The sequence below is a fragment of the Streptomyces sp. bgisy159 genome (genome assembly GCF_965341775.1).
In the GTDB taxonomy this organism is placed as follows: Bacteria; Actinomycetota; Actinomycetes; order Streptomycetales; family Streptomycetaceae; genus Streptomyces.
In genome coordinates, this window is the sequence record NZ_CBDQZH010000060.1 from 1 (window position 1) to 17,425 (window position 17,425).

General features: G+C 76.0%; 1 protein-coding gene. It reads left to right on the plus strand.

Annotated features, from left to right (window positions below; genetic code table 11):
• The first annotated feature begins 16 nt into the window (after window positions 1-16).
• Window positions 17-17,395, plus strand: coding sequence for a type I polyketide synthase (locus tag ACSLTV_RS33335; RefSeq protein ID WP_435613487.1), 17,379 nt, complete (start codon window positions 17-19; stop codon window positions 17,393-17,395).
• The last annotated feature ends 30 nt before the right edge of the window (window positions 17,396-17,425 follow it).

Genomic DNA, 17,425 nt, shown 5'->3' on the forward strand with positions numbered 1-17,425 from the left:
CTTCCACTCGCCGCTGATGGAGCCGATGCTCGACGCCTTCCGCGAGGTGGCCGAGCGTATCGCTTACGCGCCCCCGGTCATCCCGGTCGTGTCCAATCTGACCGGACAGCTCGCCACCGGCGACGAGTTGGCGTCGTCCGAGTACTGGGTCCGTCACGTCCGTGACACCGTCCGTTTCGCCGACGGCGTCACCGCACTGAACGCCCACGGCGTGACGCGTTTCCTGGAGATCGGCCCCGACGGCACCCTCACCGCCCTCACCCGTACCGTGCTCGGTGACGCCGCCGACCGTTTCGTCTGCCGCCCCCTCCAGCGCAACGACCGGCCCGAGGCCGACGCGCTGTTCGCGGCCGTGGCCGCGCTGCACACCGCCGGAGTCCCGGTCGGCTGGGACGGCGTCTTCGCCGGGGTGCGTCCCGCACCTCTGCCCACGTACGCCTTCCAGCGCTCCCGGTACTGGCCCGAGCCGCGCCGGGGAGCAGACGCAGCGACCGGTCCCAGGCCGGTGGCGACGGCCGGGGAGGAGGCGTTCTGGCACGCCGTGAACCGGGGTGACATCGACGAACTCGCCGGTGTGCTGGGCCTCGAAGACGGCGCGCTGGACGGAGTCGTGCCCGCGCTCTCCGCCTGGCACCGTGAGGAGGTGCAGCGGACCGAGTCGGACTCCTGGCGCCATCGCGTCCGGTGGGACCGCCTGGAGCTGGACAACGGCCCTACGGTCCGCGGCCGTTGGCTGCTGCTCCAGTCCGGTGACGGTGCGGCGTTGCCCGGCATCGAGGAGTTCGTGCCCGGGGTCGAGCGCGTCGACTGCGCCACCGATGCGGGCCGGGAGACGCTCGCCGGGCTGCTGCGTGCCGCGGCCGCCGACGCGGAGCCCCTGGCCGGTGTGCTCTCCTGCGCGTCGGACGTCGGCACCGCCCTCGCCCTCGTGCAGGCCCACGCCGACGCCGCGCTCACCGCCCCGCTGTGGCTGGTGACCAGCGGTGCCGTCGCCGTCGGCGGTGGCACCGAGGCGGCCGTCGATCCGGGGCGGGCCGCCGTGTGGGGCCTCGGACGGGTCGCCGCGCTGGAGCACCCGGACGTGTGGGGAGGCCTTCTCGACCTGCCGGCCCGGCCGGACCGGCGCTCGCTCGCCCGGGCCGCCGCGGTGCTCGACGCCGCGGGCGAGGACCAGGTCGCCGTCCGCGGCGGCGACGTCTACGCCCGCCGGCTGGTGACCGCGCCCGCACCCGACGTCACCGCGCGGTGGACGGCACCGGAGCGCGTACTGATCACGGGCGGCACCGGCGCCCTCGGGACGCGCATCGCCCGCTGGACTGTCGAACACGGCGCCCGCGAGCTGGTGTTGACCAGCCGACGCGGCCCCGAGGCACCGGGCGCGGACGGCGTGCGGGACGAACTGCTCGCGCTCGGGGCGCGGGTGACCGTGGTCGCCTGTGACATGGGGGACCGGGACGCCGTCGCGCGACTGCTCGCCGACCACCCCGTCGACGCCGTGATGCACTGCGCGGGTGTCCTCGACGACGACGTGATCGCCACGTACACCCGCGACCGGCTCGCGGCCGTGCTGGCCGCCAAGGCGGACGCCGCCGACCATCTCGACGAACTGACCCGCGACAGCGGCCTGTCGGCCTTCGTGACGTTCTCCTCCATCGCCGGAGTGTGGGGCAGCGGCGGCCAGGCCGCCTACGCCGCCGCCAACGCCCACCTGGACGCGCTCGTCGAACGCCGCCGTGCCCGGGGCCTGACCGGCACGTCCGTGGCCTGGGGACCGTGGGCCGGCACCGGCATGGCCGCCGACGAGACCGCCCGGACGCTGCTGGAACGGCGCGGCCTGCGCCCGCTCGACCCGGATGCCGCGCTGACCGCGCTGGACCGCGCCCTGGCCGCCCGGGACGTCACCGTGGTCGTGGCGGACGTGGACTGGGAGCGGTTCGGGCCCGCGTTCACCACCGGCCGGCCCAGCCCGCTGCTCGCCGCACTGACGTCCGGCACCACCGAGACCCCTGTCCCTGGCCCGGCCTCCGGCCAAGGCGGTGCCCTGCGCGAACGCCTCGCGTCGCGCACCGCGGAGGAGCGCGACGCCGCCCTGCTCGACCTGGTGTGCCGTCGTGCCGCCGCCGCGCTCGGCCACACGGACCCGGCCGCCGTCGCCGTCGGGCGGGCCTTCCGGGAGATGGGTTTCGACTCGTTGACCGCCGTCGAACTGCGCAACGACCTCACCGCCGAGACGGGCGTCGCCCTGCCCACCACCCTGGTCTTCGACCACCCCACCCCGCTCGCCGTGGCCGCGCACCTGCGGGACGCGCTGTTCGGGACCGCGCAGGAGCGGCACGAGGTCACGGTGCGGACCACCGACACCGACCCGGTGGTCGTCGTCGGCATGGGCTGCCGTCTGCCGGGCGGCATCGACGGGCCCGACCGGTTGTGGGAGCTGCTGGCCGCCGGCGGTGACACCGCCGGCGGGTTCCCCGAGGACCGTGGCTGGGACCTGGCGACGCTGCGGGAGGCGAGCGACACGGCGGCCGGGGGCTTCCTCACGGAGGCCTCCGCGTTCGACGCCGCCTTCTTCGGCATCAGCCCGCGCGAGGCACAGGCCCTCGACCCGCAGCAGCGGCTCGTCCTGGAAACCTCGTGGGAGGCCCTGGAGCGCTCCGGGATCGCGCCCACCACGCTGAAGGGCTCCCGCACCGGTGTCTTCGTCGGCGCCGGAAGCTCCGGCTACGCCGCCGGCCTGACCGAGGTGCCGGAGGGACTCGGCGGTCACCTGCTGACGGGTCAGGCGGGCAGCGTGGTCTCCGGCCGTGTCGCCTACGCGCTCGGCCTGGAGGGTCCGGCCGTCACCGTCGACACCGCCTGCTCCTCCTCGCTGGTCGCCCTGCACCTCGCCGCGCAGTCCCTGCGTTCCGGCGAGTGCGACCTCGCCCTCGCGGGAGGCGTCACCGTCATGGCCGACCCGGGTGCCTTCGTGGAATTCAGCGTCCAGGGCGGTCTCGCGCCCGACGGCCGCTGCAAGGCGTTCTCCGAGGACGCCGACGGCACCGGCTGGGCGGAGGGCGTGGGCGTCCTCGTCGTCGAGCGGCTGTCCGACGCGCGCCGCAACGGCCACCGTGTGCTGGCGGTGGTCGAGGGTTCCGCCGTCAACCAGGACGGCGCGTCCAACGGCCTGACCGCGCCCAACGGCCCGTCCCAGCAGCGGGTCATCCGCCAGGCGCTCGCCTCCGCCGGACTCACCCCGCAGGACGTCGACGCGGTCGAGGCGCACGGCACCGGCACCACCCTCGGCGACCCGATCGAGGCGCAGGCCCTGCTCACCGCGTACGGCCAGGACCGTGCCGAGGACCGGCCGCTGTGGCTCGGCTCCGTCAAGTCCAACCTCGGGCACACCCAGGCCGCGGCCGGTGCCGTCGGCGTCATCAAAATGATCCTGGCCCTGCGGCACGGCACCCTGCCGCGCACCCTGCACGCCGGCCGGCCGTCCTCGCGCGTCGACTGGGACAGCGGGCGGGTGCGACTGCTGACCGAGGACGTCGCATGGACCGCGGGCGACCGTGTCCGCCGGGCGGGCGTCTCCGCCTTCGGCCTGTCGGGCACCAACGCCCACGTCATCCTCGCCGAACCGGCCCCGACGGCCGAAGAGTCCACCGTGCCGACCCGCACCGCGGGAGACACCGGACGGGCCGCCGCCCTCCCCTGGCTGCTCGGCGCCCGCAGCGCCCCCGCCCTGCGCGACCAGGCCGCCCGGCTCCTCGCCCACGCCGACCGGCACCCTGACGCGGACCCCGCCGACATCGCGCACGCCCTCGCGTTCACCCGTGCCCCGCTGGAGCACCGGGCCGTCGTCACGGGCCGCGACCGGACCGCCCTGCTGGCCGGGCTCCGGACACTCGCGGACGGCGGCACCCATCCCGCCGTCGTCACCGGGAACACCCTCGCCGCGGGCGGCACCGCGTTCCTCTTCGCCGGCCAGGGCACCCAGCGGCCCGGCATGGGACGGGGCCTCTACGACACCTTCCCGGCCTACGCCGACGCCTTCGACGCCGTCTGCGGCCACTTCGACGGACTGCTGCCCCGGCCGCTCGCCGAGATCGTGCACGGCGCCGACGCCGAGCCGCTGCACCGCACCGAGTACGCCCAGCCCGCCCTGTTCGCCGTCGAAGTCGCCCTCCACCGTCTCGTCGAATCCTTCGGGGTGCGGCCCGCCCACCTGCTCGGCCACTCCGTCGGAGCGATCGCGGCCGCCCACGTGGCCGGAGTGCTCGGCCTGCCCGACGCCTGCCGGCTCGTCGCCGCGCGCGGCCGGCTCATGCAGGCGCTGCCCGAAGGCGGCGCGATGATCGCCCTGCAGGCCGCCGAGGAGGAGGTGCTGCCACTCCTCGACGGGCACGAGGACGTCCTCGGTGTCGCCGCCGTCAACGGACCCCGCTCCGTGGTCGTCTCGGGCGACGAGGACGCCGCCACCGGCATCGCCGCCCGCTTCGCGGCGCGGGGCCGCAAGACGACCCGCCTCAAGGTGAGCCACGCCTTCCACTCCCCGCGCATGGAACCGATGCTCGAGGAGTTCCGCGCCGTGGCGGCCTCCGTCGCGTACGCGGAACCGCGCATCCCCGTCGTCTCCGACCTCACCGGCCGCCTCGCCGGGCCCGGCGAGCTGACCGACCCCGAGTACTGGGTGCGGCACGTGCGGCACACCGTGCGGTTCGCCGACGGCGTCACCACGCTCGAGGACCTGGGCGCCGGCCGCCTGCTGGAACTGGGGCCCGACACCACCCTGACCGCCCTCGCCCAGGGCGCCTGGCGGGGCACGGCCCCCGTCGCGGTGCCCACGCTGCGCGACGACCGCGATGACGCGGAGACGCTGCTCACCGGCATCGGCGCCCTCCACACGCACGGAGCGGACGTCGACTGGCGCGCCGTCCTCGGCACCGTCGCCACCGGCGCCCGTCCCGTCGAACTGCCCACCTACGCCTTCCGGCACCGGCCGTACTGGATCGAACCCACCGCGTCCGGCGACCCGGCCGCCGCGGGACTCGTACCCGCCGGGCACCCGCTGCTCGGCGCGGTCGTACCGTCCGCGGTCGACGACACCCTGCTGCTCACCGGCCGCCTCACCACCCGCGGCACGGGCTGGCTCGCCGCCCACCGCATCGAGGGCACCGCCGTCGTACCCAGCACCGCTCTGCTCGAACTCGCCCTGGCCGCGGGCATCCACGCCGACCGCCCGCAGGTCGGCGAACTCGTCCTGGAACGCCCGCTGGCGCTGCCCGAGCACGACGGTGCCGCCCTGCACATCCGGATCGAGGCACCCGACGCCCGCGGCGACCGCGCCTTCGCCATGCACGCGCGGCCCGCCGGCGACACCACCGTGGAGTGGACCCGGCACGCCACCGGCGTCCTCACCGCCGAGACCGCGCCCGAACCGGCCCACGACCTCACCGCCTGGCCGCCGCCCGGCGCGCGGGAACTGTCCACCGACGGCCTGTACGCCCGGCTGCGCGAGGCCGGACTCGACTACGGGCCCGTCTTCCAGGGCCTGCTGGGCGCCTGGCAGGACGACGACGCCGTGTACGCGGAGGTCGCGCTGCCCGAGTCGGCCGCCGCCGACGCTGCCCGGCACGACCTGCACCCGGCGCTCCTGGACGCCGCCCTGCACCCGCTGGGCCTCGGCGCGTTCGACGGCCTCGGCGACGGGCGCGTGCTCTTCTCCGCCGGCCCGGCCCGGCTGTTCGCCACCGGCGCCACCACACTGCGCGTCCGCCTGGAACGTACCGGCCCGGACAGCCTCGCCCTCACCGCCGCCGACGCGGTCGGCGCCCCCGTCCTCACCATCGGCTCCCTGCTGCTGCGCCCGGCCAAGGGCGGCCCCGCCCCGGAAAACACCGCCCCGCAGACCGGCCACCACGAGACCGCGCCCGCCACCGAGCCCGTGCGCCGCCGTGCCGCCGCCCGCACCCAGCCGCCCGGCAGCCTCCTGGAACGCCTCGCCGCCCGGCCCGCCGCGGAACGCGAACGCACCCTCCTCACCACCGTCCGCGACCGCGTCGCCGCCGTCCTCGGGCACGGCGGACCCGACGAGGTGGAACCCCAGCGCCCGTTCACGGACCTCGGCCTCACCTCCCTGACCGCCGTCGAACTGCGCAACGGCCTCAGCGCCGCACTCGGCGTCACCCTGCCCGCCACCCTCGTCTTCGACCACCCCACGCCGGCGGCGCTCGCCCGGCACCTCGCCGACGACCTGTTCGGCACCGCCGGCGCCGGCACCACCGCCGCCGTACGGCGCCCCGTCGACGACGACCCGATCGCCGTCGTCGGCATGGCCTGCCGCTACCCCGGCGGCATCGCCGGCCCCGACGACCTGTGGGACCTGGTGCGCGCCGGGGCGGACGGCATCTCCCCGCTGCCCACCGACCGCAACTGGAACCCCGAGCGGCTCTACCACCCCGACCCCGACCACCCGGGCACCGTCTACACCCGCGAGGGCGGCTTCCTGCACGACGCGAGCCGCTTCGACCCGGCGTTCTTCTCCATCAGCCCCCGCGAGGCCCTCGCCATGGACCCGCAGCAGCGGCTGCTCCTGGAGGTGACCTGGGAGGCGCTGGAACGCGCGGGAGTCGACCCGCACGCGGCCCGCGGCTCCGCCACGGGCGTGTTCGCCGGCGTCACCTACCAGGACTACGTGAGCATCCTCGCGGCCTCCGACGACAACTTCGAGGGGTACGTCGGCACCGGCAACTCGCCGAGCGTCCTGTCCGGCCGCATCTCCTACGCGCTCGGCCTGGAGGGCCCGGCCGTCACCGTCGACACCGCCTGCTCCTCCTCGCTGGTCGCCCTGCACCTCGCCGCGCAGTCCCTGCGCCAAGGGGAGTGCGAACTCGCCCTGGCCGGCGGTGTCACCGTGATGTCGACGCCCGGCTCCCTCATCGAGTTCAGCCGGCAGCGCGCCCTCGCCGAGGACGGCCGCTGCAAGCCGTTCTCCGCGGACGCCGACGGCGCCAGCTGGGCCGAGGGCGTCGGCATGGTCGTCCTCGAACGGCTCTCCGACGCGCGCCGCAACGGCCACCGGGTCCTCGCCGTCGTGCGCGGCTCCGCCCTCAACCAGGACGGCGCGTCCAACGGCCTCACCGCGCCCAACGGCCCGTCCCAGCAGCGGGTCATCCGCCAGGCGCTCGCCTCCGCCGGACTCACCCCGCAGGACGTCGACGCGGTCGAGGCGCACGGCACCGGCACCACCCTCGGCGACCCGATCGAGGCGCAGGCCCTGCTCACCGCGTACGGCCAGGACCGTGCCGAGGACCGGCCGCTGTGGCTCGGCTCCCTCAAGTCGAACATCGGGCACAGCCAGGCCGCGGCCGGGGTCGGCGGCGTCATCAAAATGGTCATGGCGCTGCGCGAAGGCCTCCTGCCGCGCACCCTGTACGCCGACAACCCGACCCCGCACGTCGACTGGAGCGCCGGACACGTCCGCCTGCTCACCGACGAACAGCCCTGGCCCGACACCGGCCGCGCCCGCCGGGCCGGCGTGTCCTCCTTCGGCATGAGCGGCACCAACGCCCATGTCATCGTCGAACAGGCCCCCGGCACCGCCGAACCGACCGCCGCGCGCACCACCCTGCCCGCCGTGCCCGTCCTGCTGTCCGCGCGCACGCCCGCCGCGCTGCGCGCCCAGGCCGCCCGCCTGCGCACCCACCTGCGCACCCGGCCCGGAACCCCGCTCACCGACGTCGCCTACACGCTCGCCGTCGGACGTGCCGCCCTCACCCACCGCGCCGCCGTCCTCGCCGACGACGCGGCGCGGCTCGACGAGACCCTCGCCGCCCTCGCCGCCGACGCACCGCTCACCACGCCCGTCCCGGTCGGCAGCGCGGTACCCGGCGGCGCGGAACCCGTCCTCGTCTTCCCCGGACAGGGCGCCCAATGGGCCGGCATGGCCCGTGAACTCCTCGACGAGTCGCCGGTGTTCGCCGACTGGATCGACCGCTGTGAGCAGGCACTCGCCCCGCACGTCGACTGGTCCCTGACCGCCGTACTGCGCGGCGGGCAGGACGCCGCCGACCTCGGCCGCGTCGACGTCGTCCAGCCCGCCCTGTGGGCCGTCATGGTCGCCACCGCCGCCCTCTGGCGCGCACACGGCGTCCGCCCGGCCGCCGTCGTCGGCCACTCCCAGGGCGAGATCGCCGCCGCCTGCGCCGCCGGGGCCCTCACCCTGGAGGACGGTGCCCGCGTCGTCGCCCTGCGCAGCCGCGCCATCACCCGCATCGCCGGAACCGGCGGCATGATGTCCGTGCCGCTGACCGCCGACGACACCCGTGCCCGCATGGAGCCGTGGGCCGGCCGCCTCGCCGTCGCGGCCGTCAACGGACCCGCCTCCGTCGTCGTCTCCGGCGAGGCCGCGGCCCTGGACGAGCTGCACACCGCCCTCACCGCCGACGGCGTCCGCGCCCGCAAGGTCAACGTCGACTACGGCTCGCACTCCGCGCAGGTCGAGGCGATCCGCGACACCGTCCTGGAGGCCCTCGACGGTCTCGCCCCGCGCGAGGCGGAGATCCCCTTCCGTTCCTCGCTCACCGGTGACTGGCAGGACACCACCGGACTCGACGCCGCCTACTGGTACGGCAACCTGCGCGAGACCGTCCGCTTCGAGGACGCCGTCCGCGGCCTGATCGCCGCCGGACACCGCACCTTCATCGAGGTCGGCCCGCACCCCGTGCTCGCCGTCGGGCTGCGCGACACCCTCGACGCTGCCGGCGTGGACGGCGCCGTCCTCGGCTCGCTCAGGCGCGACCAGGGCGGCCCGCGGCAGTTCCTCGCCGCCCTCGCCGAGGCCCATGTGCACGGCGTGGACGTCGACTTCGAGGCGGTCTTCGACGGCACCGGCGCCACCCGGACCGACCTGCCCACCTACCCCTTCGAGCACGGGCGCTACTGGCCCACGGTCCGCGAACGGGCCGCATCCGGCGCCGCCGAGAGCGACGCCCTCACCGCCGGCTCCGTGGAGGCACGCTTCTGGGAGACCGTCGAACAGGAGGACCTGGAGAGCCTCACGGACACCCTCGACCTCCCTGCGGACGCCCCCCTCAGCAGCGTCCTGCCCGCCCTGTCCCAGTGGCGCCGCACCCGCAGGGAACGCGCCACCACCGACGCCTGGCGCTACCGCGTCGCCTTCAGCCCCCTCGACACCGGCCCGGCCGCCCTCACCGGCACCTGGCTGCTCGTCGCCCCCGCCGACGCGGCCGGGCACACCGCCCTCGCCGACACCGTCGCCGACGCCCTCACCGCGGGCGGCGCCCGCACCGTCCGACGCGTCAGCCTGCCCGACGGGACCCCCGACCGCACCGCCCTCGCCGACCTGCTCACCGGCGCCGAGGACGCCGGACCACCCGCCGGCGTGCTGTCCCTGCTCGCCCTCGACACCCGCGACCACCCCGGACACAGCGCCGTTCCGCCGGGACTCGCCGCGACCCTCGCCCTCGTCCAGGCCCTCGGCGACCTCGGCATCGACGCACCGCTGTGGTGCGCCACCCGCGGAGCCGTCACCGTCGGCGGCGCCGACCCCGCGCCGGACGCCCGCCAGGCACTCGTCTGGGGCCTCGGCAGGGTCGCCGCCCTGGAACACGCCGACCGCTGGGGCGGCCTGATCGACCTGCCCGCCGAACTCGACGCCCGCTCCGCCACCCGCCTCGCCGCCGTCCTCGCCGACCCCGGCGAGGAGGACCAGATCGCGCTGCGCGCCACCGGCGCCCACGGCCGCCGCCTGGTCCACGCCCCCGGCGCGGACGTCCCCGCCGAGGCCTGGCGGCCCCGCGGCACCGTCCTGGTCACCGGCGGCACCGGCACCCTCGGCGGCCACGTCGCCCGCTGGCTCGCCGACCGCGGCGCCACCCACCTGGTGCTGGCGGGCCGCCGCGGCGCCGACGCACCCGGCGCCACCGGACTGCGCGACGAACTCGCCGACCGCGGCGTCGAAGTCACCCTCGCAGCCTGCGACGTCTCCGACCGCACCGCCCTCGCCGAACTGCTCGCCGCACTGCCCGCCGACCGCCCCCTGGACGCCGTCTTCCACGCGGCCGGAGCCCTCGACGACGGCGTACTCGACTCGCTCACGCCCGACCGCATGGACCCGATCCTGCGTGGCAAGGCCACCGCAGCCCGCAACCTGCACGAACTCACCCGCGACCTCGACCTGTCCGCGTTCGTGCTGTTCTCCTCCACCGCCGGCGTCCTGGGCGGCGCCGGACTCGGCAACTACGCCCCCGGCAACGCCTACCTCGACGCCCTCGCCGCCGAGCGCCGTGCCGCCGGGCTGCCCGCCACGGCCGTCTCCTGGGGCCTGTGGGCCGACGGCGGCATGGTCGGCGACAGCGCCGGGGACCGCATGCGCCGTCACGGCGTCCACCCCATGGACACCGCCGCCGCCTGCGACGCCCTCGGCCGGGCCCTCGACCTCGGCGACACCCACGTCGTCGTCACCGACCTCCGCTGGGACACCTACGCCCCGTCCTTCACCGCGCCCCGCCCCAGCCACCTCCTCGACGAACTGCCCGCCGCCCGCGCGGCACTGGACGCCGCACGGCAGACCGCCGGGCCCGGCGACGACGACACCTCCTCCCTCCACGCCCACCTGGCCGCCCTGCCCGAGTACGAACGGGCCGACGCCGTCCTGCGGATCGTGCGCGGACACGTGGCCGGGGTCCTCGGCCACCCCGGCGCGGACGCCGTGGAACCCGAACGCCCCTTCACCGACCTGGGCATCGACTCGCTCAGCGCCGTCGAACTGCGCAACGGCATGAACCGCATCACCGGTCTCCGGCTGCCCAGCACCCTCGTTTTCGACCACCCCACCTGCCGTGCCCTCGCCGACTTCCTGCTCGCCGAGGTCGCCGAGGTCGCAGGCGCCACCGCACCCGCCACCGACGTCGCCCCGCACCGGGCGACCGACGACGACCCGATCGCCGTCGTCGCCATGGGCTGCCGCTTCCCCGGCGACATCCGCACCCCCGAACAGCTGTGGCAGATGCTCCTCGACGGCGAGGAGGGCCTGGTGCCGTTCCCGGAGGACCGGGGCTGGAACCTCGACGCCCTCCACGACCCCCGGCCCGGCAAGGCCGGCACGGTCTCCACCCGCACCGGCGGCTTCCTCACCGACGCCGGCGGCTTCGACCCGGCGTTCTTCAACATCTCGCCCCGTGAGGCGGTGGCCATGGATCCGCAGCAGCGTCTGCTGCTGGAGATGGCCTGGGAGACGTTCGAGCGGGCCGGCATCGACCCGCGCACCCTGCGCGGCAGCCGCACCGGCGTGTTCGCCGGCACCAACGGCCAGGACTACACCGGCATGCTCGCCGCCTCCGGTGAGGACTTCGAGGGCTACATGCTGACCGGCAACGCCGCCAGCGTCGTCTCCGGCAGGCTTTCCTACACCTTCGGCCTGGAGGGCCCGGCGGTCACCGTCGACACCGCCTGCTCCGCCTCCCTGGTCGCCCTGCACCTCGCCGTGCGGTCCCTGCGCGCCGGGGAGTGCGACCTCGCCCTCGCCGGCGGCGTCACCGTCATGGCCTCGCCCGGTCTGTTCGTGGACTTCAGCCGTCAGCAGGGGCTGGCGGCGGACGGCCGGTGCAAGGCGTTCGCGGACGCGGCGGACGGTACGGGCTTCTCCGAGGGCGGTGGTCTGCTGCTGGTGGAGCGGCTGTCGGACGCGCGGGCGAACGGGCATCCGGTGCTCGCGGTGGTGCGGGGTTCGGCGGTCAACCAGGACGGTGCGTCCAACGGGCTGAGCGCGCCGAACGGTCCGTCGCAGCAGCGGGTGATCCGGGCCGCCCTGGCCGACGCGGGGGTGCCGGCCGGTGAGGTGGACGCGGTGGAGGCGCACGGGACGGGGACCCGGTTGGGCGACCCGATCGAGGCGCAGGCGCTCCTGGCCACCTACGGTCAGGAGCGCGCGGGAGATGCTCCCGTGTGGCTGGGGTCGGTGAAGTCGAACGTCGGTCACACGCAGGCGGGTGCCGGTGTGGCGGGCGTGATGAAGATGGTGCTGGCGATGCGGCACGGGATGCTGCCGGCCACCCTGCACGTCGACCGGCCCAGCGAGCACATCGACTGGTCCGCCGGCCGCGTCGAACTCCTCACCGAGGCCCGGGAATGGCCGGAGACGGGGGAGCGCCCGCGGCGCGCCGGTGTGTCGTCGTTCGGCATCAGCGGCACCAACGCGCACGTGGTGCTGGAGGCGGTGTCCGAGGCCGAGACGGCCGAGGCGGCGCCGCAGGCGTGGACGGGACCGGTGCCCTGGGTCCTGTCCGCCCGCAGCCGCGACGCCCTGCGCGCCCAGGCCGCCCGACTCCTCGACCACGTCACGCGGTCTCCCGGGCTCACCGACGCCGACCTCGGCCTCTCGCTCACCGCGACCCGCGCCGTCTTCGAGCACCGCGCCGTCGTCCTCGGCACCGACCGCGCCGCGCTCACCGACGGACTGCGCCTGCTCGCCACCGGCGACACCGGACCGCACACCGTCACCGGCACGCACCGAGGCGAGGGAAAGACCGCCTTCCTGTTCTCCGGACAGGGCGCCCAGCGCCCTGGAATGGGACGCGGCCTGTACGAGGCGTACCCCGTGTACGCGGACGCCTTTGACGCGGTCTGCGCCCACTTCGGTGACGACCTGCGCGCCCTCGTCCTCGGCGACGACGCCGAGCGGCTGCATCGCACCGAGTGGACACAGCCCGCGCTGTTCGCCGTGGAGGTGGCCCTCTACCGCCTGCTGGAATCCTGGGGCGTGCGGCCCGACCTCGTCGCCGGGCACTCCGTCGGCGAGATCGCCGCCGCCCATGTGGCCGGCGTGTTCTCCCTCGACGACGCGTGCGCCCTGGTCGCCGCCCGCGGCCGGCTCATGCAGGAACTCCCCTCCGGCGGCGCCATGTTCGCGGTGGAGGCCGCCGAGGAAGAGGTGCTGCCGCTGCTGGAGGGACAGCCGCACGCCGGCATCGCCGCCGTCAACGGCCCCTGCTCCGTGGTGATCTCCGGCACGGAGGACGTCGTCGCCGGCATCGCCTCCCGGCTCGCCGCACAGGGACGCCGCACCACCCGTCTGCGCGTCGGCCACGCCTTCCACTCGCCGCTCATGGAGCCCATGCTCGACGCCTTCCGCGACGTCGCCGCGGGCATCTCCTACGAGCCGTCGCGCATGGCGGTCGTCTCCAACGTGACCGGTCGTGCCGCAGCTCCCGGCGAACTGCAGGACCCGGAGTACTGGGTCCGCCACGTCCGGGAGGCCGTCCGCTTCGCCGACGGTGTCGCCACGCTCGCCGAGCTCGGTGCCGACCGCTTCGTCGAGGTGGGCCCCGACGGCACCCTCACCGCGATGGCGCAGAACTGCCTGCCGGACGCCGGACACACGCTGTTCGTCCCGGCGCTGCGAAAGGACCGCGACGAACGCGAGACGCTTCTCGACGCCCTCGCCCGCGCCTTCGCGCACGGAGTGGCCGTCGACTGGCCCCGCCTCTTCGACGGCACCGGCGCCCGGATCACGCAGCTGCCGACCTACCCCTTCCAGCGCCGCCGCTTCTGGCCCGGCCCGCCCGTCCTGCTCGGCGACGTCACCACGGCGGGACTCGGCACGAGCAGCCACCCGCTGCTCGGCGCGGCCGTGGAACTCGCCGACGGGGCCACCCAGGTGTTCACCGGCCGCCTCGCGCTCGGCTCCAGCCCCTGGCTCAGGGACCACGCACTCACGAGCACCGCCCTGTTCCCCGCCACCGGCTTCCTGGACCTGGCCCTGCACGCGGGCGCCCGGACCGGCTGCGAGCAGGTCGCCGAGCTGACCATCCTGGCCCCGCTCACCCTGCCGGACCGGGGCGGCGTGCAGGTCCAGGTGCGCGTCGAGGCACCGGACGCCACCGGCGCCCGCCCGCTGACCGTGCACGGCCGGCCCGACGACGCCGAGCCCGGCGCCCCGTGGACCCTGCACGTCAGCGGCCTGCTCACGGACGCCGCAGAACCGGCCGTCATGCCCTACGACTTCACCGTCTGGCCGCCCGAGGACGGCGAGGAGGTGCCGCTCGACGGCTTCTACGAGGCGTTCGCCGACCGGGGCCACCTCTACGGCCCCCTGTTCCAGGGCCTGACCCGGGTGTGGAGGCGTGGAACGGAGGTGTTCGCCGAGGTCGCACTGCCCGACGGGGCGACCCCCGCCGCCGACGTCTTCGACCTGCACCCCGCCCTGCTGGACGCCGCCCTGCACACGGTGATGTTCGTGCCGATGGAGGACGCCGGACGCCTGCCGTTCTCATGGAACGACGTGCGCCTGGACGCCGTCGGAGCCTCCGCGCTGCGGCTGCGCATGGTCCAGGAAGGCCCAGAGGCCGTCGGCCTCGCCCTCGCCGACCCGGAAGGCCGCCCGGTCGCCTCCGTCGGCTCGCTCACCCTGCGCCAACTGACCGGTGACCTCGCGGGCTCCACCGTCGGCGCACCCGCCCTCCGGGGCCTGCACGAACTGGAGTGGCAGCCGACCACCACCCCGGCCGCCCCGGCCACGACGACCGCGTGGACCGTCGTCGGCGCGGCCGAGGCGGACGAACTGGCCGCCGCGCTGAACGCCGCCGGACACACGGCACGCTCCGTGCCCGGCCTGGACACCCTCGCCCAGGCCGGGGCGGTCCCCGACACCGTCCTGTACGCCGTACCGGTCGCCGCCGTCCCTCCGGAGCCCGAGGCGTCCCCGGGCGCACTCGCCGACGCCGCCCGCGCCACCGCCGGCCATGCCCTGGACACCCTGCGGCGCTGGCTGGATGAGCCCGCCTTCCTGCACGCCCGGCTCGCCGTGGTGACCCGGCGCGCCGTCCCCGCCCCGCCCCGGCCCGCCGACCCGGCGCAGGCCGCGGTGTGGGGCCTGGTGCGGGCGGCCCGCACCGAGAACCCCGGCCGTCTCGTCCTCGCCGACACCGACGGCACCGCCCCCTCCCTGGCGGCACTGCCCGACGGGCTCGGCGACACCGCCTTCGAACTCGCCGTGCACGACGGCACGGTGAGCACCCCGCGCATCGTGCCGCTCGCCGCCGACCGGGCTCTCACCCCGCCCCCCGGCACCGGGGCCTGGCGCCTCGGCATCGAGCGCAGGGGCACCCTGGAGAGCCTGCGGCTCGCGCCCTGCCCGGAGGTCACCGCACCCCTCGCACCGAACGAGGTCCGCATCTCGATGCGGGCCGCCGGCGTAAACTTCCGCGACGTCCTCACCGCGCTCGGCATGTACCCCGGCGACGCCACCGCGATCGGCCTGGAAGGCGCGGGCGTCGTCAGCGAGGTGGGCGACGCCGTCACCTCACTCGCCCCCGGCGACCGGGTGATGGGCATGTTCGCCGGGGCCTTCGGACCCGTCGCGATCGCCGACGCCCGCATGGTCGCGCCCATCCCCGAGGGCTGGAGCTTCGCCGAGGCCGCCACCGCCCCGATCGCCTACCTCACCGCCTACTACGCGCTGGTCGACCTCGGCGGGCTCCGGTCCGGCGAGAGCCTGCTGGTGCACGCCGCGGCCGGTGGCGTCGGCTCCGCCGCCGTACACCTCGCCCGCCACCTCGGAGCCGAGGTGTACGGCACCGCGTCCCCCGCCAAGTGGGACGCCCTGCGCGCGGCCGGCCTGGACGACGCGCACCTCGCCTCCTCCCGCGACCTCGGCTTCGAGGAGCGGCTGCGCACCGCCACCGACGGCCGCGGCTTCGACGTCGTCCTCGACTCCCTGGCCCGGGAGTTCGTCGACGCCTCACTGCGGCTGCTGCCGCGCGGCGGCCGGTTCCTCGAGATGGGCAAGACCGACGTACGCGATCCGGCTCGGGTCGCCGCCGACCACCCCGGAGTCGCCTACCGCGCCTTCGACCTGGTCGAGGCCGGACCCGACCGGATCGGCGAGATCCTCACCGACCTCGTCGGCCTCTTCGGCCGAGGGGTTCTCAAGCCGCTGCCGATGGCCGTGTGGGACGTGCGCCGGGCTCCGGAGGCGTTCCGCTTCCTCAGCCAGGCCCGGCACGTCGGCAAGGTGGTCCTCACCCTGCCGGCCGCGCCCGACCCCGAGGGCACCGTCCTGCTCACCGGCGGGCTCGGCGGGCTCGGCCGGATCACCGCGCGCCACCTCGTCGCCGAACACGGCGTCCGGCACCTGCTCCTCGCCGGCCGCCGGGGCCCGGACGCGCCCGGCGCCGCCGAGCTGCGGGCCGAACTCGCCGCCCTGGGAGCCGAGGTGACCGTCGCGGCCTGCGACGTGGCCGACCGCACCGCGCTCGCCGCGCTCCTCGCGGGCATCCCCGCCGACCGGCCGCTGACCGCCGTCGTGCACACGGCCGGTGTCCTCGCCGACGGCGTGCTGTCCTCCGTGACGCCCCAGAGGCTCGCGGAGGCGATGCGTCCCAAGGCGGACGCGGTGGTCGCCCTGCACGAGCTGACCCGCGGCCTCGACCTGGCCCGCTTCGTGGTCTTCTCCTCCGTCGCCGGCACCTTCGGCGGCGCGGGACAGGCCAACTACTCCGCCGCCAACGCCTTCCTTGACGCCTTCGCCCACCACCGGCGCGCCCAGGGCCTGCCGGCGACGTCCCTCGCCTGGGGCACCTGGCTGCCCGATGCCGGCATGACCGGGGAACTCGGCGACGCCGACCGCGAACGCCACGCCCGCACCGGCATGGTGCCGCTCGACGCCGCCCACGGCATGCGCCTGCTGGACGCGGCCGCCGGCTCCGACCGGGCCGCGCTGCTGCCGATGGACCTCGACCCGGCAGCCCTGCGCGCACACCACGACGCCCTTCCGGTGCTGCTGCGCGGCCTGGTGCGCACCCCCGCCCGCCGCCGCGCGAACACCGCCGCCGCGGCGCCCGCCGCGCACGCATCGCGCACCCTGGCCGAACGGCTCGCCCCGCTGTCCGCGGCGGACCGCGAGCAACTGCTCCTGGAGGTGGTCGCCGAACAGGCCGCCGCCGTCCTCGGACACGGCTCGGCCGCCGAGATCGACCCCGAGCAGACCTTCCAGGAGCTCGGCTTCGACTCGCTGACCGCGGTCGAGCTGCGCAACCGGCTCGCGTCCGCCACCGGACTGCGGCTGCCCGCCACCCTGGTCTTCGACCACCCGACCGCCCTCGCCCAGGTCCGGCACCTGCTGGGCGAACTGCCCCTGCCCGAACCGCCCGGCACCGCGCAGGCGCTGCTGGGCGAGATGGACCGCCTGGAGAACGCCCTCGACGGCTCCGGCGTGGCCGGCGAGGACCGCGACAAGGTCACCGCCCGGCTGCGCGATCTCCTCGCCCGCTGGCAGGGCGAGCCCGTCGCCCCGGCCGCAGACACTCCCGCCGACGAGGACGAGGAACTGGCCGGGGTCGACAGCGCGGGCGACCTCTTCGATCTGATCGACCGCGAGCTGGGCGACGCATGAGCGCACCGCCGGTCCCCCCGCACGCACCCG